The organism is Kurthia populi, assembly GCF_042686175.1.
Lineage (GTDB): Bacteria > Bacillota > Bacilli > Bacillales_A > Planococcaceae > Kurthia > Kurthia populi.
Genome location: NZ_JBHUOR010000039.1, coordinates 1 through 25,237, shown reverse-complemented (window position 1 = coordinate 25,237; position 25,237 = coordinate 1). Strand labels below are relative to the sequence as shown.

Here is a 25,237-nt window from a genome sequence, read left to right as displayed (position 1 = left end):
ACAGAACGTACGTGAATGTACAACAGTATAGACTAATGAGGCAAAAGATTAGTAGGGGGTATTATTTTGTTCCTTAAACGGCTTGAAGTGATTGGTTTTAAATCTTTTGCCGATCGAATCGGAATTGACTTTGTGCCAGGAGTGACGGCGGTAGTCGGTCCAAATGGTAGTGGTAAAAGTAACGTCATAGATGCCATTCGATGGGTACTTGGCGAACAATCAGCGAAATCGCTACGTGGTGCAAAAATGGAAGATATTATTTTTGCGGGTAGTGACTCACGCAAACCGCTTAACTTTGCAGAAGTAACGCTCATCCTAGATAACGAAGATGAACGCTTGCCACTTTCTTATAATGAGGTGAGCGTTTCTCGTCGTGTCTATCGTTCGGGTGAAAGCGAATATTTATTAAATAAACAAAGCTGTCGCTTGAAAGATATTACAGATTTATTTTTAGACTCTGGACTAGGAAAAGAAGCTTTTTCAATTATTTCACAAGGTCGTGTTGATGAAATTTTAAACAGTAAACCAGACGACCGTCGTGCGATTTTTGAAGAAGCTGCTGGTGTTTTAAAATATAAAAAACGACGTAAAAAAGCAGAGCATAAACTATTTGAAACAGATGATAATTTAAATCGTGTGCTCGATATTTTACATGAATTAGACGGACGTATTGAACCGTTGCGTATTCAGGCATCTGCCGCAGAAGACTACGTGTCGATGACAAAAGAACTACGAGGCATTGATATTGCTGTCTTAATCCATGATATCGAAATGTTAGAAACTTCTTTCAAACAATTGGCTGTGCAAAAAAGTACTCTTTCCGAAAAAGGAAATGCACAACAATTAGAGATCGAAGCGCTTCAAAAAGAGCAACGTATGCATCGCGAAGCACTTCAAACAATTGATACAACATTGGATTTAGAGCAAGCAGAACTTGTAGATGTTAGTACAGATGTAGAACGCTATGAAGGACGTAAAGCGGTCTTATTACAAAAACGTCAAAATATTTCACAACAACTAGCAAGTTTAGAAAAATCAATTCAAACTGCCAAAATACAATATGAACAAGATGCTGCTTTGAAAGAAGTAAAGGCACAACAACTAGCAGAGTATGACGTTGCGTTTAAAGAGATTTGTCAAGAAGTAAAGCAGATGACACAAACTTTGGAACGTTCTACATCTGAAATTGAGCGTGAAATTGAACAACTTAAAAATGTTTATGTTGATCGTTTAAGTGAGCGTGCTGCCACAAATAACGAATTAAAAAATATTATTCGTCAATTGGAACAAGAGCAAGCAGAGACAACAAAAATGTCATCCGCTTCTGGAGAAACAATTGAAGAGTTACGTCGTCATAACGCAGAAAAAGAACAAGCTGCGGCATCACTAGAAGCCATTTCGATTGAATTAGCTGAGCAATTAGCACGTTATAAAGAATCACAAGAGACGTATAAAAAATTACGTGACATGTATTCGAAAAAACGAGACATGCTTTATCAAGGCTATAATCAATTGAAAACCATGCAAGGACGTAAAGAAACGTTAGAAGAGCTATCATCAAATTTTGAAGGCTTTTATAAAGGTCCTAAAATGATTTTACAAGCTCGTGATGAAAATCGTTTAACAGGTATTCATGGCGCTGTAGCCGAAATGTTGCAAGTGCCGGCTCCTTATGCAACTGCTATTGAAACAACGCTTGGTGCAACAGCACAGCATATTATTACGGAAACGGATAAACATGCGAGCCAAGCGATTCATTATTTACGTAATCATAACGGTGGACGTGCTACGTTCTTACCGAAGAATATTATGAAATCGCGTCAAATTCCAACAGATGTATTAACGCGTGTAGCGGGACATCCATCATTTATCAACACAGCTGACAAACTTGTTGAAGCAGAAGAAACGTTTGATACGATTGTTGCTCATTTATTAGGGCATGTTATTATCGCCAAAGATTTGGACGGCGCTAAAGCTATCGCAAACGCATGTCATTATCGCTACCGTATCGTTACATTAGAAGGCGATGTCGTAAATGCTGGTGGTTCAATGACGGGTGGATCGACAAATAAACAAAACCCTGTATTTAGTCGTAAAGCAGAATTAGAACAGTTAACAGACAATGTAGATAAATTGCAAGTCTCTATCTTAGCAGCAGAACAAACAGTGAAAGAACTAGAAAAACGTGTCGGTTTAAAAGAAGCAGAGTTGGAGCAACAGCGTCAAAGAGGGGATACATTAAAACAACGTGAATATCGCCAAAATATCGCACTAGAAACCATTTCAGCGACGGTTAAGCGCTTATCACAACGTGTTTCTTTATTTGATTCTGAACAGCAAGATGTCACAAGTCGTTTAGGTTCATTGGAAGATTCAAAAATCACCCTTGAAAAACGTTTAGTATCTTTAGATGAAGAGACAGCTACATTAAATAAAGATGTAGAGCGCTTAGAGTCATTAAAAGCACAAAGTATAACCGAACGTGATCAATTGCAAAGTGATTTAGCTGATGCAAAAGCACAGCAGGCTGTAAAAGCTGAGCAAGTACTACAACTTCGTATGCAAGTAGAAGACTTAACAAATAAATTAATGACAAGTAAACAGCATTTGCATGCTCAACAACAAGAACGTGAATGGTTATTAACAAGCGAAGGAGAAGAAGGCCCTTCTGAGGAAGAATTGACAGAGCGTACTGTATCATTGAAAGCGCGTAGAGATACTTTAAACACTTCTATTGCTAATGCAAAAGTAAAACGTGCAGAATTGCAAAAAACGATTCAAAACGTCGATACATTGCTTACAGAAGCACAACGTGTTCACCAAGGCGTGCTAAACGCTATTCGTGACATCGATGTGAAAATGAATCGTATTGATGCAAACCGTAGCAATCAAGAAAATCAATTGTTAACAGAATACGACTTAACATTCCAAGAAGCATTGCTTGAGGAAGCTGTTGATGTTGATATTGATACAGCACGGCGTAAAGTGAAGTTATTACGTCAGTCAATTGATGAGCTTGGCGATGTGAATGTACACGCTATTGAAGAATACAAAACCGTGTCTGAACGTCAAGAATTCTTAACAAATCAACGCAATGATTTATTGGAGGCGAAAGATACGTTGCATGAAGCCATTCGTGAAATGGATGAAGAAATGACAGCTCGGTTTAGTGAGACATTTACGTCTATTCGCACACATTTCCAAGAAGTTTTCCGTGAATTATTTGGTGGTGGTAAAGCAGATTTAATTTTGTTAGACCCAGAAAACTTATTAGAAACGGGTATTGAAATTGTTGCGCAACCACCTGGTAAGAAATTGCAAAGCTTGAGTTTATTATCTGGTGGGGAACGTGCATTGACAGCAATTGCTTTATTATTTGCAATCTTAAAAACTCGTCCAGTACCCTTCTGTATTTTGGATGAAGTCGAAGCAGCGCTTGACGAAGCGAATGTTAGTCGCTATAGTCAATACTTGAAAAAATTCAGCGATGATACACAATTTATCGTGATCACGCACCGTAAAGGTACGATGGAAGGCGCCGATGTGTTGTATGGTATTACGATGCAAGAATCCGGCGTTTCAAAACTCGTATCAGTAAAATTAGAACAAGAGATGTCCTAAAGGAGCGGAATGAAGTATGGGCTTTTTACAACGTATGAAAGAAAAGCTAACTGGTAAAAAAGATGAAGAACAGTTAGAACAACTAGAAGAAACAAATGAAGCAGGTGCCATAGAGGACAATGCTGAAATCGAAGAAAGCCAAGCAGAGGAAACAACAAAAGTAATTGAATCGGTAGAAAAGCCTGTCAAAGAAATTGTGGAAGAACCTGAAGTAATCGAAGAACCAGTCGTTGAAGAGGCTTTAGAAGAACTACCAACGATTGTTGAAGAAGAGTCAGAAACTAAAGAAGAATCAGAGCAAAAGCGTCATTGGTTTTCTCCAGCAGCAATTACTGAAAAATTCAAGCATGGTCTTGAAAAAACACGTAATTCATTTTCTTCAAAAGTAAATGATTTAGTAGCACGTTACCGTACAGTAGATGAAGAGTTTTTCGAGGAATTAGAAGAATTATTACTACAAGCCGATGTTGGATTTGAAACAGTAATGCAATTAATCGATGAACTTGAAATGGAAGTAAAACGCAAAAATATTAAATCAACAGATGGTATTCAAGCAGTTATCTCGGAAAAATTAGTGGAAATTTATGAGCAAGGTGAAGCTGATATTACTGATTTAAATATGCAACCAGATGGTGAATTAACAGTTATTTTATTTGTTGGTGTAAATGGTGTTGGTAAAACAACAACAATTGGCAAATTAGCGCATCGTTTTGAACAACAAGGTAAAAAAGTTATGCTGGCAGCTGGTGATACATTCCGTGCTGGTGCAATTGACCAATTGCAAGTTTGGGGCGACCGAGTGGGTGTTGAAGTGATCAAACAATCAGAAGGCTCGGATCCAGCAGCTGTTATGTATGACGCAATCAATGCAGCCAAGAACCGCGGAGTAGATATTTTAATTTGTGATACAGCGGGTCGCTTACAAAATAAAGTTAACTTAATGAATGAACTTCAAAAAGTACATCGTGTTATCGAACGTGAAGTACCAGGTGCACCGCATGAAGTCTTATTAGCTTTAGATGCTACAACTGGACAAAATGCACTTGTACAAGCGAAAACATTCAAGGAAGCTACAAAAGTAACAGGGATTGTATTAACGAAATTAGATGGTACTGCAAAAGGTGGTATTGTATTAGCCATTCGTAATCAATTGCATATTCCAGTTAAATTTGTTGGTCTTGGTGAAAAAATGGATGACTTACAACCATTTGATGCGGAACGTTATGTGTATGGTTTATTCGCAGATTCATTAGATAAACAAATCGATGAATTGGATGAATAACACAAAGACGTATAAACAACGATAAACGTTGATATATCAATAAAAAGCGAGGTTTTGGACAAGGGGTTTACCTTGACAGAGTCCTCGCTTTTCTTATATGATACGATGGAATATGTATGTAAAGGAGAGGTTATGTATGTTATTAGAAAAAACAACACGTATGAACTTTCTCTTTGACTTTTATCAAGCACTTCTAACGGATAAACAAAGAAGCTATATGCAACTTTATTATTTAGATGATTTGTCATTAGGAGAAATTGCAGAATCATATAAAGTATCACGCCAAGCAGTTTATGATAATATCCGACGTACGGAAGCGATGCTTGAAGAATATGAAGAAAAACTTCAACTTTTTACAAAGTTTCAAAAAAGACAGCAAATTGCGCTGGCATTAATTGCAGCAATTGAAGAAAATGCGCCAAAAGAGGATGCATTACGTTATATTGAACAATTGAAAGAATGGGATTAGGGGGCGACCACTATGGCATTTGAAGGCTTATCAGAGCGACTCCAAGGTACAATTGCCAAAATTAAAGGTAAAGGTAAAGTAACAGAACAAGACGTTAAATTAATGATGCGTGAAGTTCGATTTGCTTTAATCGAAGCCGATGTTAACTTAAAAGTAGTAAAAAAATTCGTAAAATCAGTTAGTGAACGTGCAGTAGGTTCTGACGTTATGCAAAGCTTAACGCCGGGTCAACAAGTTATTAAAATTGTTCAAGAAGAATTAACACAATTAATGGGTGGCGAACAATCACCTGTTAAATTCTCGACTCGTCCGCCGACTGTTATTATGATGGTAGGTTTACAAGGTGCCGGTAAAACGACTACTACAGGGAAACTAGCAAATGTATTACGTAAAAAATACAATAAAAAGCCATTACTTGTAGCAGCCGATGTTTATCGTCCAGCAGCTGTACAACAACTACAAACACTAGGAAAACAATTGTCAATCCCAGTGTTTGACAAAGGAACGGATGTTTCACCAGTAGAGATTGCTCGTGAAGCAATTGAATTGGCTAAAGAAGAGCATCACGATGTTGTGATCATCGATACAGCTGGTCGATTACACATCGATGAAGCATTAATGCAAGAATTAAAAGATATTCGAGCACTTAAAGAGCCGGATGAAGTATTCTTAGTTGTTGATGCAATGACAGGTCAAGATGCTGTAAACGTAGCGGAAAGCTTTAATGAAGCTGTCGGAATTACAGGTGTCGTATTAACTAAATTAGATGGGGATACTCGTGGTGGTGCGGCATTATCAATTCGCTCAGTTACAGAGAAACCAATCAAATTTGTTGGTATGGGTGAAAAAATGGATGCACTTGAACCATTCCACCCAGAACGTATGGCACAGCGCATTTTAGGTATGGGTGATGTATTATCACTTATTGAAAAAGCGCAAGCAACGGTTGATGCGGACAAAGCAAAAGAATTAGAAGAAAAATTCAAAACACAAAGTTTTACTTTTGACGATTTCCTTGATCAAATGAGTCAAGTGAAGAAAATGGGTCCATTGGAAGATATTATTAAAATGATTCCTGGTATGAACAAAGTCAAAGGGTTAGATAAAATGAACTTTGATGATAAACAAATTAATCATATTGAAGCGATTATTCAATCAATGACGATTGCAGAGCGCACAAATCCAGAAATTATTAATGCGAGCCGTCGTAAACGTATTTCTAAAGGATCTGGGCGTTCAGTACAAGAAGTTAACCGTTTGATTAAGCAATTTGATGAAATGAAAAAAATGATGAAACAAATGTCTGGATTAGCCGGTGCACCTGGTGCAGGTAAAAAGAAAAAGCTGAAATTACCAGGTATGGATTCATTATTTAAAATGTAATACAAAAGCTCTGCATTTGTAGAGTTTTTCGTATGCTAAATAGCTTAAAAAATCCGTAGAATTAATTGTTTTTAGTTGTTAAGAAAAAATACTTTACAAACACTTGTAATCTTACTCAGAATCCTGTAGAATAACTTGTGTTAAGAAAAAACACTTTACAAACAATCGAAAGCTTGATATTATACTATCTTGTGTGAAACTTATTCGGAGGTGCAAAGAAACATGGCAGTAAAAATTCGCTTAAAACGTATTGGTGCTAAAAAAGCTCCTTTCTACCGTATCGTAGTTGCTGATTCACGTTCTCCACGTGACGGTCGTTCTATTGAAACAATCGGTACATTCAATCCATTAACTTCTCCAGAAGAAGTTAAAATTGATGAAGAAAAAGCATTATCTTGGTTAGCTAATGGTGCAAAACCATCTGATACTGTACGTAACTTGTTCTCGAAACAAGGTATCATGGCTAAATTCCATGAATCAAAACAAGGTAAATAATTTTACCTTATAAATAATCGGGGGTGACGTTGTGGAACAGCTGATTAAAACAATTGTACAACCACTAGTCGATTTTCCAGATGATGTTCGCATTACGGTGAATGAATCAGAAAATCGTGTCGTTTATAAACTTGCTGTCCATCCTCAAGATGTCGGCAAAGTCATAGGTAAACAAGGAAGTGTCGCGAAAGCGATTCGAACAATTGTTTATTCTGCTGCAAGCAGTCACCATATGAAGAAGACATATGTCGACATCATAGATTAGCGTAAAAGGAGGGAGCATTGGTTCCTTCCTTTTTTGTTGTATATAAGTATAAAAAAGAGGTGTCCTAGTATGAAATGGTACAACGTTGGTAAAATTGTTAATACACATGGTATTCGTGGTGAAGTTCGTGTGATTTCACAAACAGATTTTCCAGAAGATCGTTATGAAGTAGGTGCAAAACTTGGTATTTTTGCGCCGGGTGAAAAACGTCCTACAACAGTTATTATTAAAACTGCTCGAAAACATAAAAACTTTATTCTTCTTTCATTTGAAGGTTATCCAAATATTAATGATGTTGAAAAATTCAAAGGAAGCATGCTAAAAGTAAATGAAAACTTCCTTGAAGAATTAGAAGAAGATGAATTTTATTATCATGAAATCGTTGGTTGTGACGTGTTTGATGAAAATGGCAATGAAATTGGTAAAATTAAAGAAATTTTTGAAACGGGTGCCAATGATGTTTGGACTGTTACAGGCATAGATGGTAAAGAGCATTATTTACCGGTTATTTTTGAAGTAATTAAGGAAGTAGATGTTGAAAATAAACGCGTCACAATTGAATTAATGGAAGGTTTATTATCATGATGAATATTCAAGTTTTATCATTGTTTCCAGATATGTTCGATGGTGTTTTTAATGCATCTATTATGAAAAAAGCACAAGATAAAGGTGCTGTAACATTTGATGTAACGGATTTTCGCTCGTTTTCAAACAATAAACATAATCAAGTAGATGACTACCCTTACGGCGGTGGCGCGGGTATGGTATTGAAACCTGAGCCATTATTTAATGCTGTAGAAGCATTGCAAGCACAAGGCAAAAAACCTCGTATTATTTTAATGTGTCCTCAAGGTGAACGATATTCTCAAAAGAAAGCAGAAGAACTATCTTTAGAAGAAGATTTGATTTTCCTTTGTGGTCATTATGAAGGGTACGATGAGCGTATTCGTGAGCACCTTGTTACCGATGAAATTTCAATTGGTGATTTTGTGTTAACAGGTGGTGAGCTTGCTGCCATGACAATCATTGATAGTGTAGTGCGCCTTTTACCAGGTGTATTGGGACAAGAAGCTTCACATATTAATGATTCATTCTCTACAGGTTTATTGGAGCATCCACATTACACACGCCCAGCAGACTTTCGTGGGATGAAAGTTCCGGATGTTTTAATGTCTGGAAATCATGCGAAAATTGCAGAATGGCGTGAAGAACAATCATTAAAACGTACATTCGAACGTCGACCTGATTTATTAGAGAATATTAATCTTACACCAAAACAAAAGAGCTATTTACGTTCACTTGGGTATGAAAAATAATCATCTGTGACAAGGAAATGGACTTGAAACAAACGTATAGATATGTTAGTATTTAAAGTGCATTTCTTAAAGAAATGCCGTATTACGGTGTTCCGCTGTAGCAACCATTAAGCGAACTATATGAGCATCTGTCAAAGGAGAAAATAAAATGTCAAACATTATTACAGAAATCACAAAAGAACAATTACGTACTGATATGCCAGCTTTCCGTCCTGGTGACACAGTATCTATCGACGTTAAAGTTGTCGAAGGTACTCGCGAACGTATCCAAAAATTCGAAGGTGTTGTAATCAAACGTCGTGGTGGCGGTATCAGCGAAACTTTCACTGTTCGTAAAATCTCTTACGGTGTAGGCGTTGAACGTACATTCCCAGTTAACACACCAAAAATCGCAGCACTTAAAGTTACTCGTCGTGGTAAAGTACGTCGTGCTAAATTATACTACCTACGTAACTTACGTGGTAAAGCTGCTCGTATCAAAGAAATTCGCTAATTTCTTTTTACTAGCAAAAAAGAGTGTAGAGCAATTTGCTCTACACTTTTTTCATGTCTAAAAGAGAGAATCTTTTTGCCTGCTTTTAGAAATACTTGTACAATAAATAATGTAGAGTGAGGGGTGGTTGTATGGAAGAGGAAAAATTAAAAAAAGAAAAAAGCGACTTATGGGAATGGATTAAAGCGCTTATTATTGCTTTTTTATTAGCAGCATTGATCCGCTTTGTACTCTTTACACCAATTGTTGTTGATGGTGAGTCCATGATGCCTACTCTTGAAAGTGGCGAACGTATGATTGTAAATAAACTAAATTATAAAGTTGGAGATATTCAGCGTTTTGATATTGTTGTTTTCCACGCACCTGAAAAGAAAGATTATATTAAACGAGTGATAGGGGTTCCTGGTGATACACTTGAATATAAAAATGATCAACTATACATTAACGACAAGAAAGTAAATGAAACGTATTTACAAGATTATAAAAACCAAATTGTTGATGGTGGTACACTAACCGAAGATTTTAGCCTATTAGATTACACAGGTAAAAAAATAATTCCAAAAGGATATTATTTTGTAATGGGTGATAATCGACGAAATAGTAAAGACAGTCGACATATTGGACTAGTATCAAAAGAAAAAATTGTAGGGAAGGCAAGCGTTGTCTTCTGGCCAATTGAAAACTTTGGTACGATAGATTAAGAGGAGAGATATTATGACAATTCAATGGTTTCCAGGGCATATGGCTAAAGCCCGCCGACAAGTTACAGAAAATTTAAAGTTAGTAGATATTGTTTTTGAGTTAATTGATGCACGTTTACCAATGTCATCTCGTAACCCCATGCTAGATGATATTATTCATCAAAAAAAACGATTACTCATTTTAAATAAAGCCGATATGGCAGATGAAACGCAAACTAAGCGTTGGATTCAATTTTTTGAAGAAAAAGGACATAAAGCAGTAGCTGTAAACTCACTTGATAGTAAAGGATTAAAACGCGTTACAAAAGCTGCGGAAGATGTGTTGGCAGAAAAATGGGATCGTATGCGTAAAAAAGGTTTAAAACCGCGTGCCATTCGCGCGATGATTGTGGGGATTCCAAATGTTGGGAAATCGACAATGATTAACCGCTTAGCGAAAAAAAATATCGCACGAACAGGTAACATGCCAGGGGTAACAAAATCTCAGCAATGGATCAAGGTTGGGAAAGAGTTAGAATTACTTGATACACCAGGGATTTTATGGCCAAAATTTGAAGATCAGCGTGTAGGAGCTAAATTAGCGGTAACGGGTGCCATTAAAGATGCAATTATGAATATGGATGATTTAGCGATTTTTGGGCTAAACTTTTTAGAAACATATTACCCTCAACGTTTACATGAACGTTATCAAATTGAAGGTTTAACAGATCCAATTGTTGGCACATTTGATCACATCGGTAAACTACGCAACATTAAAATGTCAGGTGGCGATATTGATTATTCAATGGTATCTGAATTAATCGTTCGTGACATTCGAAATGAACATTTAGGAAAATTAACATTTGATTTTGTAGAAGATTACGAGTAAATGCCACTTTATCGACAATGTCTTTTAGGCATTGTCGATTTTTTCATTATATCGTGACAATTTTAACCGATAAAAGGAGTAAGTGTAGATGACAACGATTAAAGAAATTAAAGAGAAATTATCAACAGAGACAGTATGGCAAAGTTGGATGGATGAATTAGCCAAAGATGAACGTACAGGCGCTCAAAATGCATTAAAATCATGGAAACGTGCACAAGAGAAACAGCAAAAATTAATAGATGAGCACCAGTCGAAGTTAGCATTTGATCAATCATTTCGTGAGAACAGTTCTTCTCTTATAGCCGGGACTGATGAAGCGGGTAGAGGACCACTAGCCGGCCCCGTTGTGACAGCTGCTGTGATTTTACCGAATAATGCATGTGAAGCATTGCTTGGGTTAAACGACTCGAAACAATTATCATATGATAAACGTGAAGAATTTATTGAGAAGATTATGCAAACTGCAGTAGCAACCGCCGTTCATTTTCAATCAGTCGAAGTGATTGATGATATTAATATTTATGAAGCAACACGTGAATCAATGAAGACATCTATTGAGCGTTTGGCAGTAAAGCCCGATTATGTATTGGCCGATGCTATGAAGCTAGATATCGAAATAGCACAAAGTTCAATTATCAAAGGAGATGCAAAAAGCTTAGCTATTGCAGCAGCCTCTATTTTGGCCAAAACTGCACGAGATCATTATATGGAAGAGATGGATGAAAAATATCCTGGTTATGGTTTTGCAAAACATGCAGGATATGGAACAAAACAACACTTAGAAGCGTTGGAACATCTTGGGGTCACACCGATTCACCGTAAAACATTTGAACCGATAAAAACAATGCTTTTGAAAGGATGAGACGATGAATTTAACAGGTGTAAATGTACAGCAGTCACAAATGCAAACAACACAACAAGCTGTTGTTGTAAAAGAAGGACAAGTGTTACATGGCACAATTACAAAATTGTACCCGGACCAGAAAGTTGAAATTCAAGTAGGGAATCAAAAAATGATGGCACAACTTGAAACGCCATTAAAAGCCGGTGACGCGCATTTCTTTCAAGTGACGGTTATTTCACCTAATTTATCCTTAAAAGTAGTTTCAGGGCCCTTAACGTCACAATCAGCGTCACAACAGGCGCTACAATTAATAAATAGCATGGATTTACCGGATTCAAAAGAAATGCAGCAAATTGTAAAGCAATTTTTGAAAAATGATGTACCAATGTCACGCGAACAACTTATTCAAGCAGAGCAAGTGTTGAGAGCCACAACGATTCCAACGACACAAGCGCTAGATGCTTTATCCAAAATTGTTCAATTAAAACTACCGATGACAGAAAGTTCATTGCAAGCGATTGTTCAAGGTGGTGCTAAAACAGGATTCCAGGCAGCATTAAATAACTTGCAACAATTGATTCAAAATGATGCAACATTAAGTACGACACTTAAAGATACATTATTAAATAGTTTATTGCGTTTGGAGAAACCATTAGCGATTGAAACAGGTAGTATAATGCTAGCGAAAATGCTAGATAGTCTAATTTCTACTGCAACCAATGCGTCAACAAAACAAGCGATGTTATCTATGCTTCGTCAAGCAGGCGTATTACCTCAAAATGCCAATATGATGAATTTCTTATCAGGCGCCTTAGGGAAAGTTGATGCTAATCCAACACAGACGCTACAAAATGCGTTACAACTTGTTCAACAAAGTCCGCAAAATGTAGAAGCTAGAATAGGATTACAGCAGGCTGTTTTAAATCACACAGGATTAAATACAGCTTCCAAAGAAGCGATTATAACAGCATTAAATCGGGTGCAGATTTCACCGACGAATACGTATACGGCTCAATTAAATACAGCGACGACGAATGCAATGAAAACAGCAGATTCTTTAACGCCAGCACAATTATTAACGGCTGTAGTACAAACAAAATCAACAAATATAGCACCTGTTTTAACACAATTAACACAATCTGTGAATCAAGATACGCAATTATCTGTAGCTACAAAAGAAGCTATCCAAACATTGGTCCAAAAATTTAATACGACGCCAGCAACGGCACAATCTATTCAAAATCTGGCTAAACTAGTTCAGCAAGAATTAGTAAAAGACTATAGTGACCAACTACAGCAACAGCCTTTTCAACAAAATGCGTCACAACAAACTAAAACACAATTGATGCAATTATTAGGTGTTCAACCGAAGCTAATGGATGAAGCATTAGAAGCACTAACGTATCAAACAACAAAAAATGTAAATGCTACAGCACAGCAACTATTGCAAAATACTGAATTACAATTACAACAGCAGCTGAATGGAAAAGCGTTTGAAACGATCTTACGGCATACCTTACAAAATTTAGGACTTAATTATGAAGCAAATTTAAATAATAAAGAGACAAATTTAGAACAATTGCAGCAACAATTAAAACCGCAATTAATGGCGCTATTACAAGATGAATCAGCGCATTCTGCAACACGTCAAGCAGCGGAAAATATCATATCTCGTATGAATGGAATGCATTTTTTATCGGGTGAGAATGGACCACAACATCAATTGATTATGCAAGTACCTCTTGAATTATTTGGTAGACAAACTGATGCAACTTTGCAATGGAATGGACGTATGAAAAAGAATAGTAAAATTGATACGGATTATGCACGTGTTATGTTCTATTTAGATTTAGCTTCACTAGAGGAAACAATTATTGATATGCAAGTTCAAAGTCGCGTAGTTACTGTAACTGTGTATAATGAAAAACAAGATCTAGCATTATTTGCAGAACCGCTACGTGAGTCATTAGAAAAAGGATTACAAACACATGATTATAAGTTATCAGGTGTTTTAATAAAATCATTTGAACGTGTGGAAAAAGAAGTGAAACCAATTTTTCATGCAACAACAACTAATGGAGAAGGCGGTGTTGATTTGCGCATATGACGGAACAATATGAAAAAAGACATGAGGCAGTTGCATTAAGTTTTGATCCAACTGATGGTGGAGCACCAAAAGTCCTGGCAAAAGGTAAAGGGAAAATTGCTGAAAATATTTTAGAACAGGCAAAAATGCATGACATTCCAATTCAAGAAGACCCCTCACTTGTTCAATTACTTGGACAATTGGACTTAAATGAATCGATACCTGAAGAATTGTACCAAGCAGTTGCAGAGGTTTTTGCTTTTATTTATCGATTAGAACGTACATATGATGGTGTTCAAAAAAAAATCCGCTAAATTTCGTGGTGCGAAATTTAGCGGATTTTGTGTCTAAAGAAGAATTTTATAGAAAATATAAAAGATATTGTAGTATAAAACATAGACAGTTCAGAATATTTTATATACAATGAAATAGGTAACAGAAAGTTTTACAAAGAGATGGGAGGAAGTTTCATGAATATCCATGAGTATCAAGGGAAAGAGATTCTTCGTCAAAATGGGGTAAAGGTTCCTAAAGGTATCGTTGCATTTTCACCAAAAGAAGCGGTGAAAGCAGCTAAAGAATTAGGCACCGAGGTAGTAGTAGTGAAAGCTCAAATCCATGCTGGGGGGCGTGGTAAAGCAGGCGGTGTTAAAATCGCAAAATCACTAGACGAAGTAGAACAATATGCAAAAGAACTTTTAGGTAAAGTATTGGTGACACACCAAACTGGTCCAGAAGGTAAAGAAATCAAGCGCCTTTACATAGAAGAAGGCTCAGATATTAAAAAAGAGTATTACGTAAGTTTACTCGTTGACCGTGCTACTTCTCGTGTCACATTAATGGGATCTGAAGAAGGCGGTATGAATATCGAAGAGGTTGCGGAAGAAACACCTGAAAAAATCTTCACAGAAGTGGTGGATCCGATTGTCGGCCTTACAGCTTTCCAAGCACGACGTCTTGCATTTAATATTAATATTCCGAATAATTTGATAAATAAAGCAGCAGACCTTTTCCTAGGTTTATATAAAACATTCATCGAAAAAGATGCATCTATTGTTGAAATTAATCCACTTGTTGTAACAAATGGGGATGAAGTTATCGCATTAGATGCGAAATTCAACTTTGATGGTAATAGTCTATATCGTCATGCAGATGTAGTAGAACTACGGGACTACGATGAAGAAGATCCGAAAGAAATTGAAGCATCAAAACATGATTTAAGCTATATTCCACTAGAAGGTTCAATTGGTTGTTTAGTAAATGGTGCCGGACTTGCGATGGCAACTATGGATACAATCGGTTACTACGGCGGCAGTCCAGCAAACTTTTTAGATGTTGGTGGTAGCGCGACAGCAGAGAAAGTTAAAGAAGCATTTAAAATCATCCTTTCAGATGCACATGTAAAAGGTATTTTCGTTAATATTTTTGGTGGTATTATGAAATGTGATGTTATTGCAGAAGGTGTTGTAGCGGCAGCAGGCGAACTAGGTTTAGAAGTGCCACTTGTTGTTCGTTTAGAAGGTACAAATGTTGAGTTAGGTAAAGAAATTCTACGAAATTCAACATTAAATATCGTAGCAGCAGCATCACTTGCAGACGGCGCACAAAAAATCGTAGAGCTTGTAGGCTAAGAAGGGGTGGAATAAACATGAGTATTTTCATTAATAAAGATACAAAAGTGCTTGTTCAAGGTATTACTGGTTCAACTGCACTTTTCCATACAAAACAAATGCTTGAATATGGTACAAAAATCGTAGCGGGCGTTACACCAGGTAAAGGCGGCACTGAAGTTGAAGGTGTTCCAGTATTTAATACTGTAAAAGATGCTGTTGACGCAACGGGATGTAATGTATCAGTAATTTATGTACCAGCACGTTTTGCAGCTGACTCAATTTTAGAAGCTGTAGAAGCCGAATTAGATATGGTTATCTGTATTACAGAACATATTCCTGTATTAGATATGGTTCGTGTAAAACGTTATATGGAAGGCAAGAAAACACGTTTAATCGGACCGAACTGCCCAGGTGTTATTACAGCAGATGAATGTAAAATTGGTATTATGCCAGGATATATTCATACAAAAGGCCATGTAGGTGTTGTATCACGTTCTGGTACATTAACTTATGAAGCGGTACATCAATTATCAACAGCAGGTATTGGTCAAACAACAGCAGTTGGTATTGGTGGAGACCCTGTAAATGGTACAAATTTCATCGATGTATTAAAAGAATTTGAAGCTGATCCAGAAACATTAGGTGTTGTTATGATTGGTGAAATTGGTGGTACAGCGGAAGAAGAAGCAGCTGAATACGTAAAAAACAATATGACAAAACCAGTTGTTGCATTTATCGCTGGTCAAACAGCACCTCCAGGCAAACGAATGGGTCATGCTGGTGCAATTATTTCAGGTGGTAAAGGTACAGCAGCGGATAAAATCGCAGCACTGAACGCAGCAGGTATTGAAGTTGCTCCTACACCATCAACAATTGGTGAAACATTTATTAAAGTTGTAAAAGAGCAAGGTCTTTACGATCAAGTAAAAACACATGCTGAAAAACAACATGTTTAATTTTTAAAATAAATAAATCGGGATCGCGTTATATACGCGGTCCTTTTTGTGTTTTTAAGAGAGGATGAAAAGTATGTTCGAACAATCACTAAAAGAATTTTTACTAGCATTACATTATGTTATGCCTGCTTCTATCAATCGTTTATGGCCCTTGTTATCATGCGAATCATTAGAAAAAATTTCTTCTATGCAACTATCAAAACTCCTCAAAATTACACCTCAAAAAGCCTTAAAATTACAACATTTTTTAAATGCACATAGACATTTTTCTTTTTCTTCATATTATAAACAACAAAAAATCATCCCGATTACTTTTTTTGATGCAGCCTATCCTAAAAATTTGCGCCATATTTATGATCCACCGAGTGTTATTTATACAAAGGGAAACATAAATATTTTACAAAATGAACGGAGAATTGCCGTTGTAGGATCTCGAAAAGCAACTCAATATTCAAAAGATGCGCTAGAACATTTACTGCCACCACTTTTAAACGAAGAATTTGTCGTTGTAAGCGGTTTGGCAAGAGGAGCTGATAAAATGGCTCATGATGTGACAATTACGCTTGGAGGGGCTACAATTGGTGTATTAGGCTATGGATTTCAACATGTTTATCCTAAGGAACATGAGGGATTAATAAAAGTGATGAGTCAAACACAATTACTGATTAGCGAATATCCACCGTATATGGGGCCAAAAAAATGGCAATTTCCAATGAGAAATCGATTGATTAGTGGGATAAGTTGGGGAATTCTTGTGACAGAAGCTCAAAAAAAGAGTGGCACTTTATCGACAGTTGACTATGGATTAGAGCACGGACGCTCAATTTTTGTGCTTCCTGGAAATATTTTGTCACCACTCTCTGAATTACCCCATAAATTGGCCTCAGAGGGTGCTACGCTTGTATGGAATGGCTCTCAAATCCTTGAAGAAATGGCCGATTTTTTATTTTTGAAATGAAAAATGGTTGCAAAACTTGGATTTCTGTTATACATTTTGCAACAGGTATTTGTTTTCAATAAGAAACTTCACCTCTCATAAGGGGGAAATCACATGTCAGATTATCTAGTTATTGTAGAATCGCCCGCGAAAGCCAAAACAATCGAGCGATATTTAGGAAAAAAATATAAGGTAAAAGCTTCTATAGGTCATGTTCGTGACTTACCGAAAAGTCAAACGGGTATTGATACGGAAAATAACTACGAACCGAAATATATTACGATTCGTGGTAAAGGCCCTGTCTTACAAGATTTAAAAAACGCAGCAAAAAAAGCGAAAAAAATCTTTCTCGCAGCCGATCCAGATCGTGAAGGGGAAGCAATTGCTTGGCACTTAGCTACAGCATTAAATATTGATAAAGATTCGGATTGTCGTGTCGTCTTTAATGAGATTACAAAAGATGCGATTAAAGAATCTTTTAAACATCCGCGTCCAATTGATATGGATTTAGTTGATGCACAGCAAGCTCGCCGTATTTTAGACCGTTTAGTAGGTTATAACATTAGCCCATTACTATGGAAGAAAGTCAAAAAAGGGTTATCTGCAGGTCGCGTTCAATCTATTGCTTTACGTTTAATTATTGACCGTGAAAATGAAATCAATAATTTTAAACCAGAAGAATATTGGACAATCGATGCACAATTTGAAAAGGACAAAAAACAATTTGATGCATTATTTTATGGCACAGGCACTGACAAAGTAAAATTAACAAATGAAGAAGAAGTAAATGCAATCTTAAAACAAATAGACGGTGAAGATTTCAAAGTTACAAAAATTGTAAAACGTGAACGTAAGCGTAATGCTGCGGCGGCATTTACAACCTCTTCTCTTCAACAAGAAGCTGCGCGTAAGTTAAATTTCCGCGCAAAGAAAACAATGATGTTAGCGCAGCAACTTTATGAAGGGATTGACCTAGGTAAAAAAGAAGGTATTACAGGTTTAATTACTTATATGCGTACGGATTCTACGCGTATTTCAGAAACAGCAAAAAAAGAAGCATTTAGTTATATTGAGCAAACATATGGTGAAGAATATACAACGCCTGTTTCACAACAAGCTAAAAAATCTGAGAAAGCACAAGATGCGCACGAAGCGATTCGTCCAACATCTACATTACGTCATCCAGATCAATTAAAAGCAGTGTTATCACGTGATCAATTGCGTCTGTATCGTCTAATTTGGGAACGTTTTATTGCGAGCCAAATGGCACCAGCAGTATTAGATACCGTAACAGCTGATTTAATTAATGGAGATATTACATTCCGTGCAACAGGATCACATGTAAAATTTTCAGGCTTTATGAAAGTCTATATTGAAGGTAATGACGATTCGAAAGAAGATAAATCAAAAGATAAATTGTTACCACCGATGCAAGAAGGCGATATTGTTAAAAGCCTTGAAATTGCGCCGAAACAACATTTTACACAACCACCACCACGTTTTTCTGAAGCGCGGTTAGTAAAAACCTTAGAAGAGCTAGGTATAGGTCGACCATCAACTTATGCGCCAACGCTAGATACGATTCAAAAGCGTGGCTATGTGACGCTTGAAACGAAGCGTTTTGTACCAACAGAGCTTGGTGAAATCGTTCATTCATTAGTAAATGAATTTTTCCCAGAAATTATTAATATTGAATTTACGGCAAAAATGGAACGAGATTTGGATAGTATTGAAGAAGGCAAAATAGAATGGGTTAAAATCATTGATGCCTTTTATCAAGATTTTGAAAAAAGTTTAAAACATGCTGAAGTTGCAATGGAAAAAGTTGAAATCAAAGATGAACCTGCTGGTGAAGATTGTGAACTGTGCGGCCATCCAATGGTATTCAAACTTGGTCGTTACGGTAAGTTTATGGCATGTAGTAATTTCCCAGAATGTCGCAACACAAAAGCGATTATAAAAGAAATCGGTGTGAAATGTCCGACTTGTCATGAAGGCGAAATTGTTGAACGTAAGAGCAAAACGAAACGTGTCTTTTATGGCTGTAATCGTTATCCAGAATGTGATTTCGTATCATGGGATAAACCAATTGCTCGTAAATGTCCAAAAGGTGACCATTTATTAGTTGAGAAGAAAGTTAAAAAAGGCACACAAGTACAATGTACAGAATGTGATTATAAAGAAGAAACAGTTGAAAAATAAGAGTGCTATGTAAGAAGCTAGGCCAAAAGGGAAAGCTCAGCTTAAACATATAAGCATAATAAAAGAGGGAATCGTGCTGACGCGTGATTCCTTTTTTTGTGCACCAATAAACTGAAATGAGCTACAATTGTGTTTCAGTCGCTTTTTTAATTATGAAAAAAAGTGAGCAACTGCTACTATGTGATAAAACAGTTCTATCCTAAACAATGATTCTCTTGGTAAAACATAGTAGCGTTTTATTTAGTGTACTGTTAAAATGAATTTTATATTGCGAAAAACGCAAAAGAAAAAAAGGCAGGTATGTAACATGACACCAATCGTAAATGTAATCGGAGCAGGTCTTGCTGGTAGTGAAGCAGCATGGCAAATCGCAAAACGTGGCGTAAAGGTACGCTTATATGAAATGCGTCCAGTAAAACAAACTCCAGCGCACCATACAGATAAATTCGCAGAGCTTGTATGTTCAAACTCATTACGTGCAAACTCTTTAACAAATGCTGTTGGCGTAATTAAAGAAGAAATGCGCCAATTAGATTCAGTAATTATTGATGCGGCAGATAATTGTTCAGTACCAGCAGGTGGCGCATTAGCAGTTGATCGTCACGAATTCTCAGGATATATTACTGAAAAGGTAAAAAATCATCCAAATGTTGAAGTGATTAACGAAGAAGTAACAGAAATTCCAGAAGGTATTACGGTTATTGCAACAGGTCCATTAACATCACCGGCATTAGCTGAAAAAGTACGTGAAGCAACAGGTCAAGATTATTTATACTTCTATGATGCAGCAGCACCAATTATTGAAAAAGATTCAATTGATATGGATAAAGTATATTTAAAATCACGTTATGACAAAGGCGAAGCAGCATATTTAAATTGCCCAATGAATAAAGAAGAGTTCTATGCTTTCCGTGAAGCACTAATCGGAGCGGAGAAAGCTCCACTAAAAGAATTTGAAAAAGAAAAATACTTCGAGGGTTGTATGCCGATTGAAGTAATGGCTGAACGTGGCGAAAAAACAATGTTATTCGGACCAATGAAACCAGTAGGTCTTGAAGATCCTAAAACAGACAAACGTCCATATGCAGTAATTCAACTTCGTCAAGATGATGCAGCTGGCACACTTTATAATATTGTAGGCTTCCAAACACATCTAAAATGGGGCGAACAAAAACGTGTATTTAGAATGATCCCAGGTTTAGAAAATGTTGAAATTGTACGTTATGGTGTTATGCATCGTAACACATTCATTAACTCACCCAAAGTATTAGCTCCAACATATCAACTAAAGGCACAACCAACTGTATTCTTTGCAGGTCAAATGACAGGCGTTGAAGGTTACGTAGAATCAGCTGGAGCAGGGTTAGTGGCAGGGATTAATGCAGCACATATGGCATTAGAGCAAGAACTTGTAATCTTCCCTAAAGAGACAGCTCTTGGTAGTATGGCGCGCTATATTACTGAAGCAGATGCAAAACATTTCCAACCAATGAATGTGAATTTTGGTTTATTCCCTGAACTAGGAGAACGCATTAAATCAAAACAAGAACGTGGCGAACGTCATGCAGCTCGTGCGTTAGCTGCATTAAAGCAATTTAAAGATTCAACTGTACTTTAATTCGATAATCTTTCTATGGTACACAATTGTATTCTCTAGAAATAAATTTGATTCGGTCCTTTAAAGTTGTTATACTTTGAAGGGCTTTTTTAATGCTTCAAGTAAGATACCTTCACTTAGTAATAGGTTGTTCAAAAAATCGTCACGAATTGACAGAAAATAAGTACAATCTATGTTTTGCTTAGAGCCTTCTCGCTTTATTTAATAGTGAGACAATGAGAGAATAAAGATAGATTGCTCGATGTGAGGTGTTCGAATGGAGATTCAGAAGATTCAAGCGCTTAATGAGTTTATAGCATATATTAAACTTGAGAAAAATTACGCGTCTTCAACTGTTTTAAATTACGAAAAAGATTTATATTACTTTTTTGAATTTTTAAAACAAGAAGGTGTCGAAGATTTAGAAAGAGTAGCGTATCTTCATGCGCGATTATATGTAACACAGTTATATGATGAGCAAAAAGCGCGTGCGACGATTTCACGAAAGATTTCTGCGATTCGTTCGTTTTTCCGCTTTTTAAATAAAGAGTATCAATTGGATGATGCTGCATTCCAAGCGTTATATCATCCGAAAAAAGAAAGCCGCTTACCGCGCTTTTTCTATGAGGAAGAATTAACGAATTTGTTTGAGAGAAATGAAGGGGATGATGTAAAGTCGTTGCGGAATATAGCACTTTTAGAATTGCTATATGCAACGGGGATTCGCGTGAGTGAACTTACATCATTAACAGTAAAAGATGTTGATTTATCATTGGATATTGTACGTGTCATGGGGAAAGGGAGAAAGGAACGGTATGTACCGTTTGGTCATTATGCTCATGAAGCTATTGTGCGTTATATAAATGAAGTGCGCACACCATTGATGAATCAGCCACATAGTAAATTATTTGTAAATATGCGTGGTGGGGAACTAACATCACGTGGCGTTCGTTATATTTTAAACGAAATGCTGAAAAAGGCAGAGATGCACGGGGTGATATATCCGCATATGTTACGTCATACATTTGCTACGCATTTGTTGAATAATGGAGCGGACTTAAGAACAGTCCAAGAATTACTTGGACACTCTTCGTTATCTTCTACGCAAATTTACACACATGTAACGAAAGAACATCTTCGAAATACTTATATGAATGCTCATCCGAGAGCGTAATGATAAAGAGGAGTGAAGATTGTGGATATGCAAATGCACGCAACAACTATTTTTGCAGTTCAACATAAAGGCCAAAGTGCAATGGCTGGTGATGGTCAAGTAACATTAGGCCAATCAGTTATTATGAAAAATACTGCTCGTAAGGTTCGTCGTTTATACAATGGTCAAGTACTAGCAGGTTTTGCTGGTTCTGTGGCAGATGCTTTTACATTATTTGAAATGTTTGAAGGCAAATTAACAGAGTATAATGGAAATTTACAGCGAGCTGCTGTAGAGGTAGCGAAACAATGGCGTGGAGATAAAATGCTTCAGAAGCTTGAAGCATTATTACTTGTCATGAATAAAGAAACGTTACTTCTTGTTTCTGGTTCAGGAGAAGTTATTGAGCCAGATGATGGGATTTTAGCAATTGGTTCAGGTGGGAACTACGCACTTGCAGCAGGTAGAGCATTGCAAAAACACGCTGGAGAGTATATGACTGCTAAAGAAATTGCAAAAGCTTCTTTAGAAACAGCTTCAGATATTTGTGTTTTTACAAATCATAATATCATTGTGGAGGATTTAGACGTATGACAATACAACAAACACCAAAACAAATGACTGAATACTTAAATCGCTATATTGTTGGCCAAACAGAGGCAAAAAAATCTGTAGCAGTAGCCTTACGCAACCGCTATCGTCGCCAACGTTTATCAGAAGAAATGCGCGAAGAAGTGATTCCTAAAAATATTTTAATGATTGGACCAACGGGTGTTGGTAAAACTGAAATTGCACGTCGTATCGCTAAGTTAGTAAAAGCGCCATTTTTAAAAGTGGAAGCAACAAAATTTACTGAAGTTGGTTACGTAGGGCGAGATGTAGAATCAATGGTCAGAGATTTAGTAGAAGTTGCGAATCGTCTTGTAAAAGAAGAAAAACAAGAAGAAGTTCATGATCAAGCTGAGAAATTAGCGAATGAACAAATTGTTAAACTTTTAGTTCCAAGCATGCGCAAAAATAAACAACCAAATATGGCGAATCCTTTTGAAATGTTTTTTGGCAATCAACAAGAGGAGGATGAAGATACAACGGAAGATACACAAGTCCGTGTTAAACGTTCCCAAATTGCTGAAGATTTAGCTGCCGGAAAACTTGAAAACGAATGGGTCACTGTTGAAGTTGAAGAACAAATGAGCATGATGATGATGCCAGGAATGCCTGGTATGGATATGAATGGCACAGGTATGGGCGATTTATTGTCTAGTATGATGCCAAAGAAAAAGAAAAAACGCCGCTTACAAGTAAAAGAAGCGCGCCGCGTATTAACGATTGAAGAAGCGAATAAACTTATTGATAGTGATGAGGTAGCTGAAGAAGCTGTTCGTCGTTCTGAACAAATGGGTATTATTTTCATTGATGAAATCGACAAAATCGCAGTTAGAGGTAATAATGGTGGTCAACCTGGTGTATCTAGAGAAGGTGTACAGCGAGATATTTTACCAATTGTAGAAGGTTCAACAGTAAATACGAAATATGGTACTGTACGCACAGATTTTATGCTGTTTATTGCAGCAGGTGCTTTCCATATGTCAAAACCATCTGATTTAATTCCAGAATTACAAGGTCGTTTTCCAATTCGTGTTGAATTAGAAAAATTAACGAAAGAAGACTTTGTACGAATTTTGAAAGAACCAGATCATTCATTAATTTTACAATATCAAGCATTACTTGAAACAGAGGGTATTGCAATTGCATTTACCGACGAAGCCATCGATTGTTTAGCAGATATCGCGATGGAAGTAAATCTGAATACTGATAACATCGGTGCTCGTCGTTTGCACACTATTTTAGAAAAACTATTAGAAGACCTATCATTTGAGGCTTCTGATATCGCACCAGCACATATTGATATTACACCTCAGTATGTGAACAGTAAGCTCGGAAAAATCGTTAAGAACAAAGATTTGTCAGAGTTTATTTTATAGTTTATAATTGAAATGTATAAAAACTTTTGAATATTCCGTAAATAAAGGACAATTCAATCAGGAGGAACACTTTTAAAATGAATTTATTAGCAAAAATTCGTAAAATTAACTCAATGCTTCAAGCGTCAGCTGGTAAGCCTGTGAACTTTAAAGAAATGTCAGAAACACTTGGCGAAGTAATTGATAGTAATGTATATATCGTAAGTCGTAAAGGTAAACTATTAGGTCTTACAATTAATCAACAAATCGAAAACGAACGTATTAAAAAAATGTTTGAAGAACGTCGTTTCCCAGAAGCATATACTAAAAATTTATATGATTTTCAAGAAACAGTTGCAAACATAGGTATCGATGATGAACATACAGTATTCCCTGTAGAAAATAAAGATACATTCAAAGATGGTTTAACAACTATCGTTCCAATCGTTGGTGGTGGAGAACGTTTAGGTACATTAGTACTTGGTCGTATCGGAAACTCATTTGAAGATGAAGATTTAGTATTAGCTGAATATGGCGCAACAGTAGTAGGTATGGAAATTCTACGTGAAAAAGCGGAAGAAATTGAAGAAGAAGCACGTTCAAAAGCAGTTGTACAAATGGCTATCAATTCACTTTCTTATTCAGAACTTGAAGCAATTGAACATATCTTTGAAGAATTAGATGGTTCAGAGGGTCTATTAGTTGCTTCTAAAATTGCTGACCGTGTTGGTATTACACGTTCTGTGATTGTAAATGCTTTACGTAAACTAGAATCTGCTGGGGTTATTGAATCACGTTCTCTAGGTATGAAAGGAACTTATATTAAAGTTTTAAACAATAAATTCCTTACTGCTTTAGAAGAAATCAAAATGCGTTAATTATTAAATTGAAAGAGGCTGGGACATAAGTGAAAATTCCAGCCTTTAATAGAGAAGGTGATGTCGAATTTGACATCACCTTCTCTATTTTTATGTATAAATTGGGAATTACCA

Annotated in this window: 23 protein-coding genes; all 23 read left to right on the top strand. The window is 36.5% G+C overall.

Annotated features, from left to right (window positions below; all coding sequences use genetic code 11):
- Positions 1 to 66 precede the first annotated feature (66 nt).
- The 23 genes from smc (at position 67) to codY (ending at position 25,123) form a co-directional block, all read left to right on the top strand.
- Complete coding sequence (smc, locus tag ACFSY7_RS07270) at positions 67 to 3,621, top strand: chromosome segregation protein SMC (RefSeq protein WP_380147390.1); 3,555 nt, start codon at positions 67 to 69, stop codon at positions 3,619 to 3,621.
- Between the two features lie 16 nt (positions 3,622 to 3,637).
- Complete coding sequence (gene ftsY / locus ACFSY7_RS07265; protein ID WP_380147389.1) at positions 3,638 to 4,903, top strand: signal recognition particle-docking protein FtsY; 1,266 nt, start codon at positions 3,638 to 3,640, stop codon at positions 4,901 to 4,903.
- A 136-nt stretch (positions 4,904 to 5,039) separates the two neighbouring features.
- Complete coding sequence (locus ACFSY7_RS07260; protein WP_020189418.1) at positions 5,040 to 5,372, top strand: putative DNA-binding protein; 333 nt, start codon at positions 5,040 to 5,042, stop codon at positions 5,370 to 5,372.
- Positions 5,373 to 5,384: 12 nt separating this feature from the next.
- The gene (gene ffh, locus ACFSY7_RS07255; protein ID WP_020189419.1) at positions 5,385 to 6,755 is read left to right on the top strand and encodes a signal recognition particle protein; all 1,371 of its coding nucleotides are present in this window, start codon (positions 5,385 to 5,387) and stop codon (positions 6,753 to 6,755) included.
- A 222-nt stretch (positions 6,756 to 6,977) separates the two neighbouring features.
- On the top strand, positions 6,978 to 7,250 hold the full coding sequence (rpsP, locus tag ACFSY7_RS07250; RefSeq protein WP_020189420.1) for a 30S ribosomal protein S16: 273 nt from the start codon (positions 6,978 to 6,980) through the stop codon (positions 7,248 to 7,250).
- A 31-nt stretch (positions 7,251 to 7,281) separates the two neighbouring features.
- The gene (locus ACFSY7_RS07245) at positions 7,282 to 7,515 is read left to right on the top strand and encodes a KH domain-containing protein (protein WP_020189421.1); all 234 of its coding nucleotides are present in this window, start codon (positions 7,282 to 7,284) and stop codon (positions 7,513 to 7,515) included.
- Between the two features lie 69 nt (positions 7,516 to 7,584).
- On the top strand, positions 7,585 to 8,100 hold the full coding sequence (gene rimM, locus ACFSY7_RS07240) for a ribosome maturation factor RimM (RefSeq protein WP_380147388.1): 516 nt from the start codon (positions 7,585 to 7,587) through the stop codon (positions 8,098 to 8,100).
- Complete coding sequence (gene trmD, locus ACFSY7_RS07235; RefSeq protein WP_044527259.1) at positions 8,100 to 8,831, top strand: tRNA (guanosine(37)-N1)-methyltransferase TrmD; 732 nt, start codon at positions 8,100 to 8,102, stop codon at positions 8,829 to 8,831. The genes rimM and trmD overlap by 1 nt, the downstream gene beginning before the upstream one ends.
- A gap of 148 nt (positions 8,832 to 8,979) precedes the next feature.
- Positions 8,980 to 9,324 (top strand): 50S ribosomal protein L19, encoded by a 345-nt coding sequence (gene rplS / locus ACFSY7_RS07230; protein WP_020189424.1) that lies wholly within the window; start codon positions 8,980 to 8,982, stop codon positions 9,322 to 9,324.
- A 131-nt stretch (positions 9,325 to 9,455) separates the two neighbouring features.
- Positions 9,456 to 10,025: a signal peptidase I gene (gene lepB / locus ACFSY7_RS07225; protein ID WP_380147387.1), complete on the top strand. Its 570-nt coding sequence runs from the start codon at positions 9,456 to 9,458 to the stop codon at positions 10,023 to 10,025.
- 13 nt (positions 10,026 to 10,038) lie between these two features.
- Positions 10,039 to 10,893: a ribosome biogenesis GTPase YlqF gene (gene ylqF / locus ACFSY7_RS07220; RefSeq protein WP_126990769.1), complete on the top strand. Its 855-nt coding sequence runs from the start codon at positions 10,039 to 10,041 to the stop codon at positions 10,891 to 10,893.
- 88 nt (positions 10,894 to 10,981) lie between these two features.
- On the top strand, positions 10,982 to 11,755 hold the full coding sequence (locus tag ACFSY7_RS07215) for a ribonuclease HII (RefSeq protein WP_020189426.1): 774 nt from the start codon (positions 10,982 to 10,984) through the stop codon (positions 11,753 to 11,755).
- Positions 11,756 to 11,759: 4 nt separating this feature from the next.
- Positions 11,760 to 13,844, top strand: coding sequence for a hypothetical protein (locus tag ACFSY7_RS07210; RefSeq protein ID WP_380147385.1), 2,085 nt, complete (start codon positions 11,760 to 11,762; stop codon positions 13,842 to 13,844).
- A complete protein-coding gene (locus tag ACFSY7_RS07205) occupies positions 13,841 to 14,137 on the top strand; it encodes an EscU/YscU/HrcU family type III secretion system export apparatus switch protein (RefSeq protein ID WP_380147384.1) in 297 nt (98 codons plus the stop codon). Before ACFSY7_RS07210 ends, ACFSY7_RS07205 begins: the two co-directional genes overlap by 4 nt.
- A gap of 156 nt (positions 14,138 to 14,293) precedes the next feature.
- On the top strand, positions 14,294 to 15,454 hold the full coding sequence (sucC, locus tag ACFSY7_RS07200; protein WP_020189429.1) for an ADP-forming succinate--CoA ligase subunit beta: 1,161 nt from the start codon (positions 14,294 to 14,296) through the stop codon (positions 15,452 to 15,454).
- A gap of 17 nt (positions 15,455 to 15,471) precedes the next feature.
- Positions 15,472 to 16,392 (top strand): succinate--CoA ligase subunit alpha, encoded by a 921-nt coding sequence (gene sucD / locus ACFSY7_RS07195; RefSeq protein ID WP_020189430.1) that lies wholly within the window; start codon positions 15,472 to 15,474, stop codon positions 16,390 to 16,392.
- 73 nt (positions 16,393 to 16,465) lie between these two features.
- Complete coding sequence (dprA, locus tag ACFSY7_RS07190; RefSeq protein WP_380147383.1) at positions 16,466 to 17,350, top strand: DNA-processing protein DprA; 885 nt, start codon at positions 16,466 to 16,468, stop codon at positions 17,348 to 17,350.
- Between the two features lie 93 nt (positions 17,351 to 17,443).
- Positions 17,444 to 19,531, top strand: coding sequence for a type I DNA topoisomerase (gene topA, locus ACFSY7_RS07185; RefSeq protein ID WP_380147382.1), 2,088 nt, complete (start codon positions 17,444 to 17,446; stop codon positions 19,529 to 19,531).
- A 307-nt stretch (positions 19,532 to 19,838) separates the two neighbouring features.
- The gene (trmFO, locus tag ACFSY7_RS07180; RefSeq protein WP_020189433.1) at positions 19,839 to 21,149 is read left to right on the top strand and encodes an FADH(2)-oxidizing methylenetetrahydrofolate--tRNA-(uracil(54)-C(5))-methyltransferase TrmFO; all 1,311 of its coding nucleotides are present in this window, start codon (positions 19,839 to 19,841) and stop codon (positions 21,147 to 21,149) included.
- Positions 21,150 to 21,405: 256 nt separating this feature from the next.
- Positions 21,406 to 22,302: a tyrosine recombinase XerC gene (gene xerC / locus ACFSY7_RS07175; protein WP_380147381.1), complete on the top strand. Its 897-nt coding sequence runs from the start codon at positions 21,406 to 21,408 to the stop codon at positions 22,300 to 22,302.
- Between the two features lie 27 nt (positions 22,303 to 22,329).
- A complete protein-coding gene (gene hslV / locus ACFSY7_RS07170; RefSeq protein WP_044527260.1) occupies positions 22,330 to 22,875 on the top strand; it encodes an ATP-dependent protease subunit HslV in 546 nt (181 codons plus the stop codon).
- Complete coding sequence (hslU, locus tag ACFSY7_RS07165) at positions 22,872 to 24,266, top strand: ATP-dependent protease ATPase subunit HslU (RefSeq protein ID WP_020189436.1); 1,395 nt, start codon at positions 22,872 to 22,874, stop codon at positions 24,264 to 24,266. The genes hslV and hslU overlap by 4 nt, the downstream gene beginning before the upstream one ends.
- A gap of 77 nt (positions 24,267 to 24,343) precedes the next feature.
- Entirely contained in the window at positions 24,344 to 25,123 is a 780-nt protein-coding gene (gene codY, locus ACFSY7_RS07160) for a GTP-sensing pleiotropic transcriptional regulator CodY (RefSeq protein ID WP_020189437.1), read from the top strand.
- Positions 25,124 to 25,237: the final 114 nt, after the last annotated feature.

Coding starts and splice junctions, on each gene's coding strand:
- lepB (WP_380147387.1), top strand. CDS start 9,456: ATGGAAGAGGAAAAATTAAAAAAAGAAAAAAGCGACTTATGGGAATGG.
- trmFO (WP_020189433.1), top strand. CDS start 19,839: ATGACACCAATCGTAAATGTAATCGGAGCAGGTCTTGCTGGTAGTGAA.
- topA (WP_380147382.1), top strand. CDS start 17,444: ATGTCAGATTATCTAGTTATTGTAGAATCGCCCGCGAAAGCCAAAACA.
- ACFSY7_RS07210 (WP_380147385.1), top strand. CDS start 11,760: ATGAATTTAACAGGTGTAAATGTACAGCAGTCACAAATGCAAACAACA.
- ffh (WP_020189419.1), top strand. CDS start 5,385: ATGGCATTTGAAGGCTTATCAGAGCGACTCCAAGGTACAATTGCCAAA.
- rimM (WP_380147388.1), top strand. CDS start 7,585: ATGAAATGGTACAACGTTGGTAAAATTGTTAATACACATGGTATTCGT.
- ACFSY7_RS07205 (WP_380147384.1), top strand. CDS start 13,841: ATGACGGAACAATATGAAAAAAGACATGAGGCAGTTGCATTAAGTTTT.
- ylqF (WP_126990769.1), top strand. CDS start 10,039: ATGACAATTCAATGGTTTCCAGGGCATATGGCTAAAGCCCGCCGACAA.
- rplS (WP_020189424.1), top strand. CDS start 8,980: ATGTCAAACATTATTACAGAAATCACAAAAGAACAATTACGTACTGAT.
- codY (WP_020189437.1), top strand. CDS start 24,344: ATGAATTTATTAGCAAAAATTCGTAAAATTAACTCAATGCTTCAAGCG.
- trmD (WP_044527259.1), top strand. CDS start 8,100: ATGAATATTCAAGTTTTATCATTGTTTCCAGATATGTTCGATGGTGTT.
- hslV (WP_044527260.1), top strand. CDS start 22,330: ATGCAAATGCACGCAACAACTATTTTTGCAGTTCAACATAAAGGCCAA.
- ACFSY7_RS07215 (WP_020189426.1), top strand. CDS start 10,982: ATGACAACGATTAAAGAAATTAAAGAGAAATTATCAACAGAGACAGTA.
- hslU (WP_020189436.1), top strand. CDS start 22,872: ATGACAATACAACAAACACCAAAACAAATGACTGAATACTTAAATCGC.
- sucC (WP_020189429.1), top strand. CDS start 14,294: ATGAATATCCATGAGTATCAAGGGAAAGAGATTCTTCGTCAAAATGGG.
- ACFSY7_RS07260 (WP_020189418.1), top strand. CDS start 5,040: ATGTTATTAGAAAAAACAACACGTATGAACTTTCTCTTTGACTTTTAT.
- rpsP (WP_020189420.1), top strand. CDS start 6,978: ATGGCAGTAAAAATTCGCTTAAAACGTATTGGTGCTAAAAAAGCTCCT.
- ftsY (WP_380147389.1), top strand. CDS start 3,638: ATGGGCTTTTTACAACGTATGAAAGAAAAGCTAACTGGTAAAAAAGAT.
- xerC (WP_380147381.1), top strand. CDS start 21,406: ATGGAGATTCAGAAGATTCAAGCGCTTAATGAGTTTATAGCATATATT.
- dprA (WP_380147383.1), top strand. CDS start 16,466: ATGTTCGAACAATCACTAAAAGAATTTTTACTAGCATTACATTATGTT.
- sucD (WP_020189430.1), top strand. CDS start 15,472: ATGAGTATTTTCATTAATAAAGATACAAAAGTGCTTGTTCAAGGTATT.